The sequence below is a fragment of the Actinoallomurus sp. NPDC050550 genome (assembly GCF_040655075.1).
Lineage (GTDB): Bacteria > Actinomycetota > Actinomycetes > Streptosporangiales > Streptosporangiaceae > Actinoallomurus.
This window is the reverse complement of sequence record NZ_JBFAJC010000016.1, coordinates 57106-72007: the sequence shown is the minus strand read 5'-3', so window position 1 is coordinate 72007 and position 14902 is coordinate 57106. Positions and strand designations below refer to the sequence as shown.

The following is a 14902-nucleotide window of genomic DNA, read 5'->3' as shown; positions in this document are numbered from 1 at the left end:
ACGTCAGCCGGATGGCTCCTCCGGGTGATGGAGCCGTCACCGAAGTCGCGTTCCGGAATTCGCGGGCGGGCTGCGCGGGCGCCGGCACGGATCGGATGGCCATCTCCGGCGGCGGCCGCGTTCTCAGGATGTGAAAGCCTTTTTCGCTCTGGGCCGGATGGTGAGAGCACCGTTCCTACGGACCGAGCATGGGTTGTGTGTGCTCGGCCGGACGCTCCGAACGGTGTTGGGCGTCCTGGTTGCCCGCTTTCACTCCGCAGCCGGGCGGCACGGCTCGTGGTCGTGGTCCGGGGATGCGGGGGCGGGGTTCCTCACGCCCCGGGGCACCTGGTGCGGCCTGGACGGTCCGATGCTCCTGCTCATCGCTCTGGTGAGTAGGGGGCGGTGTCGTCCGTCGCCGGATCGGGTGTCCCAGGGCGCGTCGTCCGATCGCCACCGCCGCCGCCTCATGTCGGCGGACGGGGCGTCGAATAGTGGTGAGGGGGAGCTGCCAGTGCTGTGCGCCCCACTTGGAGGTGTAGGCCGGGTCGACGGCGACGACGGTGATGCCGAGTTCGGCCGCCATCGCCACCAGCCTGGCACGCAGCTTGGCCACGGGCATGCCGGAGATCAGCTTCCGAAACGCCTTGCGCCGCCCGTGTTTCTCGCGGGTCGTCTCCGTGTGGAAGTCGAGATCTTCGATTGCGATGGCTAGGTTGTGTCGCGTGGCCCAGTGCAGCAGGCGGGTGAGGGCGTGGCGGATCTGGGCGTCGCGGTGGGTGGTGGTGCCGGTCAGGTCGTAGTCGAAGCGGCGGGGCTCGCCGACGGGGTTGCCGTGGGTGTCGAGTCTGTAGGCGGCCAGGTGGTCGACGTTGGTGTCCACGCCGATCAGGCCACCGGCCCGGACGGTTTCCAGCGGGACGGTCTTGATCGGCGGGATGGTCCAGGAGGCGGTCAGATACCAACGCCCGCGCTGGACGTCTTCGTGGATGCGGTAGGCCACAGCCCGGTTCGCGCTGATGCGGTCGCGCCACTGCTCGCCCCGGTGCGGGAATGACACCTTCGAGGTGAGGATGTACCGGCCGTGTGACGTGTTGGCCAGGTGCGCCAGCGGCGCTGGCAGCTTGATGCTGACCTGACCGTCGGGGGTGACGCGGATGGTCTCGTTGCCGTACGGCTTGCCGGATTCGCCGTCAGCGGCCAGGAACCGGCGCGCGGCCTCCCACTCTTTACGCCATTCCGCTTTGGTGAGTTCGGCGGCATCCAGGTTGTGCCGGGTGCGCAGCAGCCTCTTGCCCCCACGCACGACGCGCACCCGCCCGGCCTGATGGTCGGCCCGCTGTTGTTCGAGCCGGTCCTGGAGTAGGCGCAGGCGCCGGGTCTTGGCGAACCACTCCTCTGCGTCGTGGTAACCACCCGGTGACCGCTTCGTTCCTTTTTCGCCGACCGGCAGGGACAGCCGGTGGGTGATCGTGGCGATCCCGGCCTCGAGGCTGCGGATGTGGGCGAGTTGGTTGCGCCGTGACAGCGCCCACTGGTCATGGGTGGCCTTGGTGATCGAACCGGCCCACCGCGAGGACGACTCGGCGGTTAACGCCCGTTTCCGGTCTGCCCACTGGCCAGTGTCATGATCCAGCCCCGCCGCACACCGTGTCTTCAGATCGGCGGAGGCCAGCGAACCCAGGTGATCACCTACCAGTCGCAGCACCTTCACATCGGCCGGCGTCAGGTCCTTGAGCCGGTCACGAACCGCCACACCGGACGGCCCGAGCACAACGAACGGCGCATCGATGGGACGCAGCTTAGCCATGTGGTCCTCTGCGCTCGGTCGACCTCGCCAGATTCACACCGTAACCATAGCGTCACTCAAAGACATGTCATGCACAGTTCCCACACTCAAATCCAGCAGTTCGCTATCCTTCGGTTCTTCCGAAAGGCTCTCGTGTCGTTCTCCCCTTCTTTCCTTTCCACGGTCGTCGACCGTCTCCGGGCGGCCGGCTGTGTCTTCGCCGAGGACGAGGCGCGGCTGTTGATCGACACCGCGCGTACGCCGGACGACCTGGCCGCGATGGTGGACCGGCGCGTCGCCGGCCTGCCGCTCGAGCACGTCCTCGGCTGGGCGGAGTTCTGCGGGCTGCGCGTCGCCGTCGACCCGGGCGTGTTCGTGCCCCGGCGCCGTACCGAGTTCCTCGTCCGGCGGGCCGCCGCCCTCGCCCGTCCGGGGGCCGTCGTCGTCGACCTGTGCTGCGGCTCCGGTGCGCTCGGTGCGGCGCTGGCCGCGATGCTCGGGGCGGCCGAGGCACACACCGCCGACATCGATGCGGTCGAGGTGCACGCCTGCGACGTCGATCCGGCCGCGGTCGCCTGCGCCCGCCGCAACCTCGCTGCCATCGGCGGCCGGGCGTACGAGGGCGACCTTTACGACCCGCTGCCCGCGACGCTGCGAGGCCGCGTCGACGTTCTGCTGGCCAACGTGCCGTACGTCCCCACCGAGGAGGTCGCCCTGCTGCCCGCCGAGGCCCGCGATCACGAGGCCCGGGTCGCGCTGGACGGCGGCGCCGACGGCCTGGATGTCCTCCGGCGGGTCACCGCCGAGGCACGCGACTGGCTCGCGCCGGGCGGGGTGCTGCTGTCCGAGACGAGCGATCGCCAGGCACCGTCAGCGCTGGCGGCCCTCGCCGGTGGCGGGCTGTCCGCTCAGGTGGCCAATTGCGACGAGACGGACGCGACGGTCGTCATCGGAATGGCCGGTTGAGGTGGGTCAGGACGCGACTCCTCGACGGGGCTGCCTGCCGCCGCCGTACACCAGCCGGCGGCAGCCGCACGTACCAGCACCGCGTCCAGGACGCGTTGTCGTCCTTATGCGTGCTCGGGAGATCAGCCGCAGTGCGAGGGCTGGGAGTACCACATGACCCAGCCGGGGTCTGACGCGCCTCCCCAGACGATGCACGAGTGCGGAGCGTTGACCCTCACCGGGCCGGCGTAGTAGCGGAGCTTGGTGCTGGACGACGGGGGGTCGTTGATGAACCCGTACGAGCCGTCGGAGTTCACCTTGGCGATTGCGGCGAGCACGTAGGTGGGGGTTCCGACGTTGACCTTCTTGGACGTGACCACACAGTCCGTGGTCCCGTTGTACAGCAAGTGGATGGTCGCGACGCTACCTAGGTCGTGGTGGTCGATCTCGTGATAGTTGCTGCCGCACGCCTCGGCCGGTGACGCCACCGCCTCCGCCGGACTACTCACAGCCACCGAACCGGCGAACATGCCCGCGACGGCGAGGGCGAGCACTGCCCTCTGCTTGAGCCTGCGCAATCTGCCACATCCGTTCTATTTCGTGATCTTGGGGCAGCAGAAGCATAAGTGGATAGCGGGGCGGTTTCGTATGATCTCGGCAACAGCATCGGACCCGACGGTCGTCATCGGAACGCTCGAGGCGGCCGGTTGACGGAGGAGACAGGTCAGGACAGGCCCAGCGACCACCAGCGCGCGGCGAGAGCGCCGAGCGTGGGCGCCGGTGGTTCGGGCATCTCCTCCAGGTACCAGGACAGGTCGCTGTAGCGGTGCAGGAGCGTGTACGCGAGCAGGCGACGCTGCAGCGCCGCGTCGAGCCGGTCGTCGCCGTATCCGTACGCGGTGAGCAGGCGGCGCAGGAAGCGGGCGTCGCCGCGGGAGACGAACAGGCCCACCGAGACGAACTCGTACTCCCTGTCGCCCGTCATGGCGGGTTCGAAGTCGTACAGGCCGGACAGCGACCATCCGCCGTCGGGCCCGGGGACGGCCAGCAGGTGCTCGCGCATGACCTCGGTGTGCAGCAGCACCGGTGGCGACTCCGGCAGCGGCACCGAGTCGAGGAATTCCGGGATCTGTGCCGCCCAGCGCGGGTCGAGGCCGCGGGCGCGCTGGCGTTCGACGCAGCCGTCCCGCTGGCCGGCGAGGAACCTCCGCCAATCCGGCGGCCCGAGTGCGGGGACACGGATCGCGTGCAGGGCGGCGAGGGCGGTGCCGAGTTGTTCGGCGAGCCGGTCGCGGTCCCGTTGGCCGGTCCGCGGCCAGACCTCGGTGAGCGGTTCGCCCCGCAGCCGCGTCATCATCACGTAACGCCAGTCTCCGAACTCGCCGGACTCCTTCACGCGAGGCGTGGGCACTGGCAGCCGTCCGTCGATCGTGCGCAGCACACGATCCTCGACCTCCCAGTGCTCCCGGCACGTCGGCGGATACAGCTTGAGCACGTACCGGTCGCCGACGGCGTAGACGGGCAGTGAGCCGTCCGGGAAACGCGTGACCTTGACGTCGCCGTGCCCAAGGCGGCGGCACAGCGCCAGGACCCCTGGCCGGAGCCGAGCCTCGTCCCGGCGCACGGTCGCGAACTGCGCTTCGGTGGTCACCACGGGCAAGGAGCCGTTCGACATCCGGCCAACGATACGGTCGGCCGGTCGGCCCGAGCGACCGAATTTCGTGCCGCCCGCCTGGGACGTTTCGGAGCCGGCCGGGCGCCGTGCGGATTTCTCGGCGGGCACAGGCAACCTGGCGGCCACGACGGCGTCTCTGGGACATGAAAGCAGAAGCGGTGACTCATGCGGCACCCCGTGGGAGGGACGTGGCGGACGCGGATTCCGCCGTCACGGCCCTGTACCGCGGTCATGCCCTGGGCCTGATGCGACTCGCGTTGATCATGCTGGGCGACCGGCCGACCGCGGAGGACGTCGTGCAGGACGCCTTCCTCGGTCTGCACCGGCGCTGGGGGCATCTCCGTGACCGGGAGAACGCCCTGGCGTATGTCAGGTCCGCGGTCCTCAACAACTGCCGGTCGGCGCTGCGCCGTCGCCGGCTGACGCCTCGCGGGCGGCACGAGCCGCCGGTCTGGTCGGCGGAGGCCGCCGCGCTCGTCGGAGAGGAGCGGCGCGAGGTGATACGGGCTCTCCAGCGCCTTCCGGCCCGCCAGCGGGAGGCCCTGGTCCTGCGCTACTTCTGCGAGCTCTCCGAAGCGGAGATCGTGCGCACCATGCGGATCAGCCGCGGCACGGTCAAGTCCACGACATCCCGGGCGCTGACCGCCCTGGCCCGCATTCTCGAGGAGGAGGAGCGATGAACACCATCGAGGAACGACTGAAGGACTCGCTCGGCGCCGTGGCGGAGACACTGCCGGCCGAGGCCGTCCCGGAACTGCGACTGCCCGCCCGTCGTCTCGTCCTCTCCCGCCGGCTCGTACCGCTGATCGCGGCCGGGGCGGTCGCCGCGGCCACCGCTGGGGTGGCCGCCGCACTGCCGGACGGGCCTCCCCGCCATCGGGCGCCTCAGGTGACGACGGTGCCGCCGCTGGGGCAGGCCGCCATCCCACCGCGCTACTACCTCGCCGCCGTCGTTCCGAACCGCATCGCCGTGTACGAGACGGCGACCCGGCGGATGGTCGCCCGGACGTCGATCGGGGGTGTCACGCGGTTGGCCGGAACGGGTGACGGCCGCACGTACTTCGCCATGACCGATCAGGGACCGCACCGGTTCTACCGGATCCGGATCAGCGACAAGGGGAAGGTCGCCGAGACCAGGCCCCTCCAGGTGAAGGCGGACGCCGGCCCCGTGGTCGCGTTGGCGGCCTCCCGGGACGGCACGAAACTGGCTCTGGCGATCCAGTCGGGGGTGGTCGGGACGGCGCCGATCAACACCATGCACGGGGCGGTGGTGGTCGCGGACGTGACCACCGGGAAGACGGTGACGTGGCGTTCCAGCAGGCCCGGCACGCTCCTGTCCGTGGCCATGGATCCGACTGGCCGCACCGTCGCGTTCGACTGGGAGGACTTTACCCGAAAGCGCGTCACGCAGATCCGGGCGCTGGACGTGACGTCGAGGAACACCGATCTGCTGGCGAGCCGGATCATGGTGAGCCCTGCGGCCGGGATCGTCGGCAAGCCCCTCGCCTTCAGCCCAGACGGACGCTCCATCGCCGCGACCTACCAGTCCGGTAGGGGCGGTGTGCAGATCGTCCGGTACCCGGTGACGCCCGGCCCGCGTCCTCGCGTCCTGCTGTCGGCCAGGCCCGGCGGCGCCTCGGAGTTCGGGGTGATCACCTTTGACCCGACGGGGACGAATCTGCTCTTCGAGGGTGGCGGGTATCCGCTGAGCCTGCTCGCGAACGGAAAGGTCATCTTGCTGGGCGACCGGAAGTACGCCGACACGGAGTCGGCAGCCGCCTGGTGAGGGAGAGGGCTCGTCACGACGCAAGTGATTACTTACAATGGGGGCATGGGCGATGGGTACTTCGATGACGGGGACCTGATCCGCGCGGTCGGCCGGGAGGGAGTGTTGATCGCGGCCGGGGGCGCCGCGTCACTCCTGCAGACCGCCCACCCGAAGATCGCGCAGGGCGTGTACGACCACAGCTACACCGCTCGGGACCCGCTGGGCCGCCTGCGCGGCACGATGCAGTGGGTGTACGCCGTGGAGTTCGGCACGCGGGAGGAGGCGGAGCGGCTGAGCTCGATCGTCCGCCGGATGCACGCCGGCGTGACCGGCGAGGACTATCGGGCCGACGACCCCGAGCTGCAGGTCTGGGTCGCCGCCACGCTCTTCGCCACCTCCGTCCACGCGTACCGGCTGCTCTTCCGGGAGCTCACCCGCGAGGAGCTCGAGACCTTCTACGAGCAGAACAAGCTCTTCGCGACGATCCTCGGCTGCCCGTACGAGACGATGCCGGCGTCGTACGAGGACTTCCGGGACTACTACGCACGGACGCTCGCCTCGCTGCGGATCAACGACGCGTCGCGGGCGATCGCGCACCAGGTGATGCATCCCCGGCTGCCGGGCGGCCGACTGAACGAGCCCGCCCTCGCGGCCATCCGCCTGCTCACGACGGGGCTCATGCCGGATCCGATCAGGCGGCAGTACGGCTGGCGGTGGGACCGCGCCCGGCGCGTCCGCTTCCACCTGCTCATCCGGTCGCTGCGGCTCGTCTACCCGCGGCTGCCGCTCCCGGTCCGCACGCTGCCCCGCGACTACTACCTGCACGAGCTGCGCGGCAGGTTCGGGCGGCACCGGCCCGCGGCGGCCTCCACCGCCTGAGAGTACGTGGGGGCGGGACCGGCAGGCCCCGCCCCCACGCGACGTCACTCGCCGGACCAGTTGGGCGCGCGCTTCTCGGCGAAGGCGGCGGCGCCCTCCATCGCGTCCTTGGACGCGAACACGGGAACGATGATCTCGCCCTGCCGGGCGAACTGCTCGTCGCTCGTCCAGTCGCGGGACTCGACGATGACGCGCTTGGTGGCGGCCAGCGCCAGGGGGGCGTTCGCCGCGACCTTGGCGGCCAGCTCCTTGGCGGCCTGGAGGGCCTGCCCGGGCTCGGTGACCCGGTTGACCAGGCCGAGCTCGGCCAGCCGTGCGGCCGGGTAGTGGTCTCCGGTCAGCGCGATCTCCAGCGCGACGTGGTACGGGATCCGCTGCGGCAGCCGGAGCAGGCCGCCCGCGCCGGCGACCAGGCCGCGCTTGACCTCCGGCAGCCCGAACTTCGACTCCGAGGACGCGACGATCATGTCGCAGGACAGCGCGAGCTCGAAGCCGCCCGCCAGGGCGTACCCCTCGACGGCGGCGATGACCGGTTTGGCCGGGGGCCGCTCGGTGATGCCGCCGAAGCCGCGGCCCCCCTTGGTCGGATCGTCACCGGTGAGGAACCCCTTGAGGTCCATCCCGGCGCAGAAGGTGCCACCGCCGCCGGTGAGGACGTACGCGGAGACGTCCTTGCGGGCGTCGAACTCGTCGATCGCACTCGCGATGCCCTGGGCGACCGCGCCGTTGACGGCGTTCCTCGCCTCGGGCCGGTTGATCGTGATGACGGCGACGCCGCCGTCCACCTCGGTCAGGACCGCATCCGACATCGTCAGGACCTCACTTGGGCTGGAAGCGGATGCCGCCGTCGAAGCGGATGACTTCGGCGTTCACGTAGTCGTTCTCGACCAGGGAACGGACGAGGTGGGCGAACTCCGACGGCCGGCCCATGCGCTTCGGGAAGACGACCGGCGCGACGAGCTTCTTCTTGAACTCCTCGGCCGCGTCGCCCTCGCCGTAGATCGGCGTGTCGATGATGCCCGGGCAGATGGTGTTGACGCGGACGCCGATGGCGGCCAGGTCACGGGCGGCGGGCACGGTCATGCCGACGATGCCGCCCTTGGAGGAGGAGTAGGCGATCTGACCGGTCTGCCCTTCCAGGGCGGCGACCGAGGCGGTGTTGATGACGACGCCGCGGCTGCCGAACTCGTCCACCGGCTCGGTCTTGGCGATCGCGGCGGCACCGAGCCGCAGGCCGTTGAACGTACCGATCAGGTTGACCTCGATGACCTTCTTGTACGAGGCGAGGTCGTGGGGGGAGCCGTCCCGGTTCACGGTCCGCGTGGCCCAGCCGATGCCGGCGCTGTTCACCACGACGCGCAGCGGCGCACCGGTGGCGACGGCCGCGTCGACGGCGGCCTGCACCTGCTGCTCGTCGGAGACGTCGACCTTGACGAAGACACCGCCGATCTCGTCGGCGATGGCCTTGCCCTTCTGCTCGTTGAGGTCGGCCACGACCACCTTGGCACCGTGCGCCGCCAGGTCCCGCGCGGTCGCCTCACCGAGTCCGCTCGCGCCGCCCGTGACGATGGCGGCAACTCCGTTTACGTCCATAGCAGGAGGTTACAGGAGAGACCAGAATCAGATTCGGGTGACGTTACTCACGCGTATCAAAATTCTTTCCCAGGGCCGGATCTCCTACTGATTCTCCACCTGAACGGAGGGCGGATGGCCGTTCCACGTGGCGAACAGCGAGGAGGTGCTCTCGCCCTTCGTGAAGTCCACCCGCAGCCACCCGGGCGCGTGCCAGGTCCGTACCTCCCACCCGGCGGCCGGTGTGGCGGAGACCAGCCGCGCCGACGTCGCGCCCATCGACAGCACGACCTGGCCGCCGTCGAGCGTGTAGCTGCGCGTGTCGGCGTGCGACGACGGGGAGGGCCTCGTACTCGACCGCGACGGCGTGGGACGTGCGGTCCGCTTCGGCGTCGCCCGCACGGTGGGGCTCGGCTCCGCCGGAGAGGGCGGCGCGGTCGAGGTGGCCGACGACTCCGGCACGCGGTCGACGACCGAGTGTGCGGGCGGCGGCCCGAACACCGCGTTGTGCAGGACCGGGCGCGCGCCGAACCAGACCAGCAGCACCGCCAGTGAGGTCGCACCACCCCAGGCGGCCACGTACGTCATCGCCCGTCGCACCGCCCCATGGTGCCGCAATCGCCGTAGTTTGTTGCTATTTCGGCGCTTCTGCCGTGTCGGGGCTCTAAGGTGCCGGGCATGGCGAATGTGCTCGTGGTGGAGGACGACCAGTTCGTACGGTCGGCACTGATCCGTGAGCTCACCGAGCGGGCCCACGCGGTCCGCAGCGCGGGCACCGCGCTGGACGCCCTGCGCGAGGTGACCCGCGCGGCGCCGGACGTCGTCATCCTGGACCTGGGCCTGCCCGACCTCGACGGCGCGGAGGCGCTGAAGATGCTGCGCGGCGTGTCCGACGTCCCGGTCATCGTGGCGACGGCACGCGACGACGAGACCGAGATCGTACGGCTGCTGAACGCCGGAGCCGACGACTACCTGATCAAACCGTTCTCCGGCGAACACCTCAGCGCCCGTCTCGCCGCGGTGCTCCGCCGTTCCAAGCCGCCGTCCCAGGGGCGGCTGTGCGAGGTCGGCGGCCTGCGGGTCGACCTGGACCGGCGCGAGGCGTACCTCGACGACGTGCTCCTCGACCTGACGCGCCGGGAGTTCGACCTGCTCGCCCACCTCGCGTCCCGCCCCGGCCACGTCGTCTCCCGCCGGGAGCTGCTCGCCGAGGTCTGGCAGCAACCGTACGGCGACGACCAGACGATCGACGTGCACCTGTCCTGGCTGCGCCGCAAGCTCGGCGAGACGGCGTCCAGCCCGCGCTACCTGCACACGGTGCGCGGCGTGGGCGTCAAACTGATGGCGCCGCCGTGAGACGCTCCCTCGCGCTGGTGTCGGCGGCCGTCACGTCGATGGTCGCGCTGGCGTTCCTCATCCCGCTCGCGCTCATGGTCAAGGAGATCGCCCGGGACCGCGCACTCGCCGACGCCGAACGTCAGGCGGGCTCACTCGCCCCGGCACTGGCCATCACGACCGACCGGACCGAGCTCGAACGCGCCGTCGCCAGCACGCAGGCGGGCGCTGCGGGTCGGATGGCGATCCACGTCCCCGCCGGGAGCCCGGCGCCGAACGGCGACGCGCCCCGTAAGGCGTCGAGCGCGGGAGCGCGCGGGGCCGGGAGCACGGTGGGGACGTCGCACGCGCGGCAGGGCGACCTGGCGACCGCGACCGCGCGCGGCCGGGCCTTCTCCGCGCCCGCGCCCGGCGGTTACGTGCTGCTGCAACCGGTCGCGCTGGACCAGGACCGTACGGCGATCGTCGAGGTGTACCTGCCCCGCCAGGACCTGGCGCGGGGAGTGCGGGCCGCCTGGATCACGCTCACCCTGGTGGCGGCGGTGCTCGTCGCCGGGTCCGTCGTCGTCGCCGACCGTCTCGGCTCCCGCGTGGTCGGCTCCGCGCGGACCCTGGCCCGGGCCGCGACCGCGCTCGGCGGCGGTGACCTGCGCACCCGCATCGACCCGCAGGGACCACCGGAGCTGCGCGAGGCCGGCCGCGCGTTCAACACGATGGCCGACCGGGTCGAACAGCTCCTCGCGGCGGAACGCGAACTGATCGCCGACCTCTCCCACCGCCTGCGCACCCCCCTCACCGCGATGCGGCTCAACGCGGCGGCGCTCGGCCCGGAACCCGCGGCCGAGCAGACGCGGCTCGCCGTCACGCGTCTCGAGGAGGAGGTCGACAAGATCATCCGGTCGGCGCGCAAGCCGAAGGAGACGTCCCGCTGCGACGCCGCCGAGGTCCTCCGCGACCGGATGGCCTTCTGGTCCGCACTGGCCGAGGACCAGGAACGCGGCTGCGAGCTGATCGGCGCGGAGCAATCCGTCGCCGTCCCGGTACCGCGCGCCGAGCTGAGCGCCGTGCTGGACTCGCTCCTGGGCAACGTGTTCCGGCACACCCCGGAGGGCACGGCGTTCGCGGTGACCCTGCACGCGGGCGCCGGGCTGGTCGGCATCCTCGTCGCCGACGCGGGCCCGGGGATCAGCGACCCCGAGGCGGCGCTGCGCCGGGGATCCAGCGGCGGCGGTTCCACCGGCCTGGGGCTCGACATCGCGCGCCGCATGGCGGAGGCGATCGGCGGCGACGTGCGGATCGACCGCTCGGCGCTCGGCGGGGCACAGGTCCAGATCTGGCTCCCCACGACCCCGAAACGACCCCGCCGGGGCCGGCGGCCTTAGGGGGCTGCTTCATGAGCCCGTTCGTCCGGCTGCACCACGAAGGTGGCCGGTGAAACAGCCCTCGGCATCCGGCGTCGCTCCGCGCGGAGTGGCCGCCGCCGGCGCGGCTTGTGAACCAGCCCTTGGCATCCGGGCGTCGCTCAGCGTGCCATGGCCGCCGTCGGCGTGGCTTTATGAAACAGGGCCGAGTCCGGTGTTGCTCAGCGCGGCGTGGTCGTCGTCGGGTGGAAGGCCGGGCCGTGGCCCGGGACCACGACGTCGGCGAGGGATGGCTGAACACCACGTCGGTCACGTCGCCCGGCTCCACGCCCAGATCCCGCAACGGGTCGAGGATCATGCCCCGGTCACGGACCATCCCGGGGTCGGTGACCACCAGCCGGTCCCCGTCCCGGACGAAGCCGACGGTGCTGGCCACGGCACCGCCGACATACCCGGTGTGCAGCAGGGCGTAGGTGGCGCTCGACTCGCGCGGACGATCGCTCATAGCCGCAGTATCCGCCGCGATGATCGTCGCCGCGAGCCGTTCGACGACCGGATGGGGCCAGGACTCCGGTCCGTTACCAGGGCACCACGCCGGCGTCTTCGAAGAAGCCGCCGGTCGGGCCGTCGTCGGGCAGGGTCGCGAGCCGGATCGCGATCGCCGCGCCCTGCTCGGGGGTACGGACGCCGCGGTGGCCGTTGAGGTCGGTCGCGCAGTAGCCGGGGCAGGCGGCGTTGATCAGGATGTCCGTGTCGCGCAGCTCCTTGGCGTACTGGACGGTGACGGCGTTGAGGAACGTCTTCGAGGGCGAGTACGCGGCCGATATCGGGCCCGTCGCGAAGGGGTCGTCGGTTTTGGACTGCCGGGTGAGGGAGCCCACGCCGCTGGACATGTTCACGATCCGCGGCGACGCCGAGCGACGCAGCAGCGGCAGCATCGCGTTGGTGACGCGGATGACGCCGATCACGTTGGTCTCCACGACCGTCCGCATGGTCGCGGGGTCGACTCTGGTGGGCTCCTGCGGCATGCCGCCGGTCACGCCCGCGTTGTTGACGAGCACGTCGAGGCGGCCGGAGCGCTCCTCGACCAGCGCGGCGGCGGCGGCCACGCTCGCGTCGTCGGTAACGTCGAGCGGCACGCCGAACGCGTCGACGCCGGCCGCGCGCAGCTTCTCCACGGCGGCTTCCCGGCGCTCCTCGTCCCGGGCGCCGACGCCGACGCTCCAGCCGAGGGCGCCCAGGCCGGTTGCGATCTCGTATCCGATTCCCTTGTTCGCGCCGGTGACCAGCGCGATCGTCTGTTCGCTCATGCATTTGATCCTGTCCGCGTCCCGGTGAGGGCTCCAACACCGCTTGGGTAACCGGCGATACCTCACCGGTATCGCCCCAGGTCACAAGCTTCCTGTCACCCCGTGTCGCGTTGTGCCGCCGGTTCTCCGTCACCCGTACCGCGTTGTGCCGCCGACTTCCCCGCCACCCCGTATCGCGCTCGGCCGCCGGCTTCTCCGCCATCCCGTACCGCGCTCCGCCGCCGGTTTTCGGCGGCGCGGCACCGGTCGTTCCGCCGGGTACCGTGGCGGCATGGAGACGCGGGAGTTGCGGTACTTCGTCGCCGTCGCGGAGGAACTGCACTTCGGGCGGGCCGCACAGCGACTCGGGATCGCGCAGCCGCCGCTGTCGCGGGCGATCCAGCAGCTCGAACGGCGGCTCGGGGTGGCGCTGCTGGAACGTAACAGCCGTGCCGTCACGCTGACCGAGGCCGGGTCGGTGCTGCTGCGCGAGGGCCAGGCCGCCCTCGACGCGGTCGACGCCGCCGACCGCCGTACCCGCCGCGCCGCCCTCGCCGAGACCGGTCAGCCCGGCCTGGTCCTCGTCACGAAGGCCGGGGCGTCCAACGAACTGTTGTCGAAGCTGCTCGACACCTACGCCGCCGAACCCGGCGCGGTCACCGTCGACGTGCTCCTGTGCGGGCCCGGCGAGCAGGAGCGGCTGCTGCGTGACGGGCGGGCCGACGTTGCGCTGCTGCACCGGCCGTTCGACTCGACGGTCGGGTTCGACGCCGAGGAGCTGTGCACGGAGGGGCAGGTCGCGATCCTGCCGGCCGGGCACCACCTCGCCGGCCGGGCCCACCTGCGGATGGCCGACGTCACCGCGCTGCCCGGTCTGCCGATGCCGCGTTGGCCCGGCCCCGACGGCACGTACCCGGACGGTCCCGGCCCGCAGGTCCGGGACCATGCGCAACTGGTCCAGCTGATCGCGCTCGGCCGGGCTTCGGCGGTCCTGCCGGAGAACTGCCGGGTCCATCTGCACGGCGACGTCGCCACCGTGCCGGTGCTGGACGCGCCGACGGTGACGACGGTGATCGCGTGGCCGCCGCACAGTCGGTCCCAGGCCCTCGCCGGGCTGGTCCGAGCGGCGACCCGCCTCTAGGGCGGGCACGTGCGTCCGTGATCGGAAAGGGACCATCGAGCGGAGCCTCGGACCGGTATCCCGGGAACCGGGCGGAGTGCTGATCGTTGATCACCGTATGGCGCTGAAAGAGCTCTATCCGGCGATCGATCCGTATGACTCGGGTCTGCTCGAGGTCGGGGACGGCAATCGGATCCACTGGGAGGTCTGCGGGAACCCTGCCGGCAAGCCTGCGGTCTTCCTGCACGGCGGCCCCGGCGGCGGACTGCTGCCCTGGTTCCGCCGATTCTTCGATCCGGCGGCTTATCGGATCGTGCTCTTCGACCAGCGCAACTGCGGTGCCAGTCGGCCGAACGCGGGGGACCCGCGCGTCTCGCTGGATTACAACACGACCCCGCACCTGATCTCTGACATGGAACGGCTCCGCGAGCATCTGTCCATCGACCGCTGGCTGGTCTTCGGGGGAAGCTGGGGCAGCACCCTCGCCCTCGCGTACGCCCAGGCCCACCCCGACCGAGTCACCGAACTCGTGCTGCGGGGCATCTACCTCGTCCGCCCGTCCGACGAGGCCTGGGCGTTCACGCCGACCGGCGCCGCCAAGCTCTTTCCCGCCGAGTGGGAGGCGTTCCGTGACGCGATCCCCGTCGGCGAGCGCGACGACCTGGTCGCCGCGTACGGCCGCCGCTTCGGTGACCCGGACCCCGCGGTGCACCTTCCCGCGGCCCGCGCCTTGATGGCCTGGGAATTCTCGGCCAACACCCTGCTCCCCGTCGAACCACCGGCACTCGACGACGCCACCGTCCTTGCCGCCGCCCGCATCCTGCACCACTACGTCGGCAACGGCGGCTTCCTTCCGGAAGGCGGTCTGCTGGCGGGCATCGCTCGCATCCGGCACATTCCCGCCGTGATCGTCAATGGACGCTACGACATCAAGACGCCTCCCGATCAGGCATGGGAACTGCACCGGGCCTGGCCCGAGGCCGAGTTCCACATCGTCGAGGACGCGGGCCACGGCAGCACGGAGCCCGGGACCCGTCACCTACTGATCGACGCCACCGACCGTTTCCGCGCCTGAGGCGCCGCGGAAGGTCCCGGCGGCGCCGGATCGGCCACGCCGGAGGCGGCAGTCTTAGGCGCTTTTCAGCCGCCCCTTAAGAGCGCCTTAACGGCGGCCGCCGAGGGGTTCCACG

The 14902-nt window shown here is 71.2% G+C and carries 15 protein-coding genes and 1 pseudogene; 8 read left to right on the top strand and 8 right to left on the bottom strand.

Annotated elements, in window-relative coordinates:
- Positions 1-175 precede the first annotated feature (175 nt).
- Positions 176-1789: an IS200/IS605 family accessory protein TnpB-related protein gene (locus AB0I04_RS22910; RefSeq protein WP_360887635.1), complete on the bottom strand. Its 1614-nt coding sequence runs from the start codon at positions 1787-1789 to the stop codon at positions 176-178.
- Positions 1790-1921: 132 nt separating this feature from the next.
- Between AB0I04_RS22910 and AB0I04_RS22905 the strand changes: the two genes are divergently transcribed.
- Positions 1922-2734, top strand: a complete 813-nt coding sequence (locus AB0I04_RS22905) for a putative protein N(5)-glutamine methyltransferase (RefSeq protein ID WP_360887632.1) — start codon at positions 1922-1924, stop codon at positions 2732-2734.
- A gap of 122 nt (positions 2735-2856) precedes the next feature.
- On the opposite strand, the gene AB0I04_RS22900 is transcribed toward AB0I04_RS22905, so the two are convergent.
- Positions 2857-3291 (bottom strand): hypothetical protein, encoded by a 435-nt coding sequence (locus tag AB0I04_RS22900; protein WP_360887629.1) that lies wholly within the window; start codon positions 3289-3291, stop codon positions 2857-2859.
- A gap of 146 nt (positions 3292-3437) precedes the next feature.
- Complete coding sequence (locus AB0I04_RS22895; protein WP_360887626.1) at positions 3438-4388, bottom strand: aminoglycoside phosphotransferase family protein; 951 nt, start codon at positions 4386-4388, stop codon at positions 3438-3440.
- Positions 4389-4576: 188 nt separating this feature from the next.
- Between AB0I04_RS22895 and AB0I04_RS22890 the strand changes: the two genes are divergently transcribed.
- The 3 genes from AB0I04_RS22890 to AB0I04_RS22880 are packed head-to-tail and all read left to right on the top strand — an operon-like array spanning position 4577 to position 7035.
- Entirely contained in the window at positions 4577-5068 is a 492-nt protein-coding gene (locus AB0I04_RS22890) for a SigE family RNA polymerase sigma factor (protein ID WP_360887623.1), read from the top strand.
- Positions 5065-6174, top strand: coding sequence for a hypothetical protein (locus AB0I04_RS22885; RefSeq protein WP_360887620.1), 1110 nt, complete (start codon positions 5065-5067; stop codon positions 6172-6174). Before AB0I04_RS22890 ends, AB0I04_RS22885 begins: the two co-directional genes overlap by 4 nt.
- A gap of 45 nt (positions 6175-6219) precedes the next feature.
- Positions 6220-7035, top strand: a complete 816-nt coding sequence (locus tag AB0I04_RS22880) for an oxygenase MpaB family protein (RefSeq protein WP_360887617.1) — start codon at positions 6220-6222, stop codon at positions 7033-7035.
- 44 nt (positions 7036-7079) lie between these two features.
- Here AB0I04_RS22880 and AB0I04_RS22875 read toward each other — a convergent pair whose 3' ends face one another.
- From AB0I04_RS22875 to AB0I04_RS22865, 3 genes are all read right to left on the bottom strand, one after another.
- Entirely contained in the window at positions 7080-7844 is a 765-nt protein-coding gene (locus tag AB0I04_RS22875; protein WP_360887614.1) for a crotonase/enoyl-CoA hydratase family protein, read from the bottom strand.
- A gap of 10 nt (positions 7845-7854) precedes the next feature.
- Positions 7855-8628 (bottom strand): SDR family NAD(P)-dependent oxidoreductase, encoded by a 774-nt coding sequence (locus tag AB0I04_RS22870; protein WP_360887611.1) that lies wholly within the window; start codon positions 8626-8628, stop codon positions 7855-7857.
- Positions 8629-8712: 84 nt separating this feature from the next.
- Positions 8713-9207 carry a hypothetical protein gene (locus tag AB0I04_RS22865; RefSeq protein ID WP_360887608.1) on the bottom strand — a complete coding sequence of 165 codons (495 nt, stop codon included), beginning with the start codon at positions 9205-9207 and terminating at the stop codon, positions 8713-8715.
- 78 nt (positions 9208-9285) lie between these two features.
- On the opposite strand from AB0I04_RS22865, the gene AB0I04_RS22860 reads away from it, so the two are divergent.
- Both AB0I04_RS22860 and AB0I04_RS22855 read left to right on the top strand, forming a co-directional pair.
- Positions 9286-9963, top strand: a complete 678-nt coding sequence (locus AB0I04_RS22860; RefSeq protein ID WP_360887605.1) for a response regulator transcription factor — start codon at positions 9286-9288, stop codon at positions 9961-9963.
- Positions 9960-11324: a HAMP domain-containing sensor histidine kinase gene (locus tag AB0I04_RS22855; RefSeq protein WP_360887602.1), complete on the top strand. Its 1365-nt coding sequence runs from the start codon at positions 9960-9962 to the stop codon at positions 11322-11324. Before AB0I04_RS22860 ends, AB0I04_RS22855 begins: the two co-directional genes overlap by 4 nt.
- A 277-nt stretch (positions 11325-11601) precedes the next feature.
- On the opposite strand, the pseudogene AB0I04_RS22850 reads toward AB0I04_RS22855, so the two are convergent.
- Positions 11602-11808, bottom strand: a pseudogene (locus tag AB0I04_RS22850) (hypothetical protein); the annotation flags it as partial.
- 73 nt (positions 11809-11881) lie between these two features.
- Complete coding sequence (locus tag AB0I04_RS22845; protein ID WP_360887599.1) at positions 11882-12613, bottom strand: SDR family oxidoreductase; 732 nt, start codon at positions 12611-12613, stop codon at positions 11882-11884.
- Between the two features lie 271 nt (positions 12614-12884).
- Between AB0I04_RS22845 and AB0I04_RS22840 the strand changes: the two genes are divergently transcribed.
- Positions 12885-13733, top strand: coding sequence for a LysR family transcriptional regulator (locus tag AB0I04_RS22840; protein WP_360887597.1), 849 nt, complete (start codon positions 12885-12887; stop codon positions 13731-13733).
- 103 nt (positions 13734-13836) lie between these two features.
- Positions 13837-14787, top strand: a complete 951-nt coding sequence (gene pip, locus AB0I04_RS22835) for a prolyl aminopeptidase (RefSeq protein ID WP_360887970.1) — start codon at positions 13837-13839, stop codon at positions 14785-14787.
- Positions 14788-14902 lie beyond the last annotated feature (115 nt).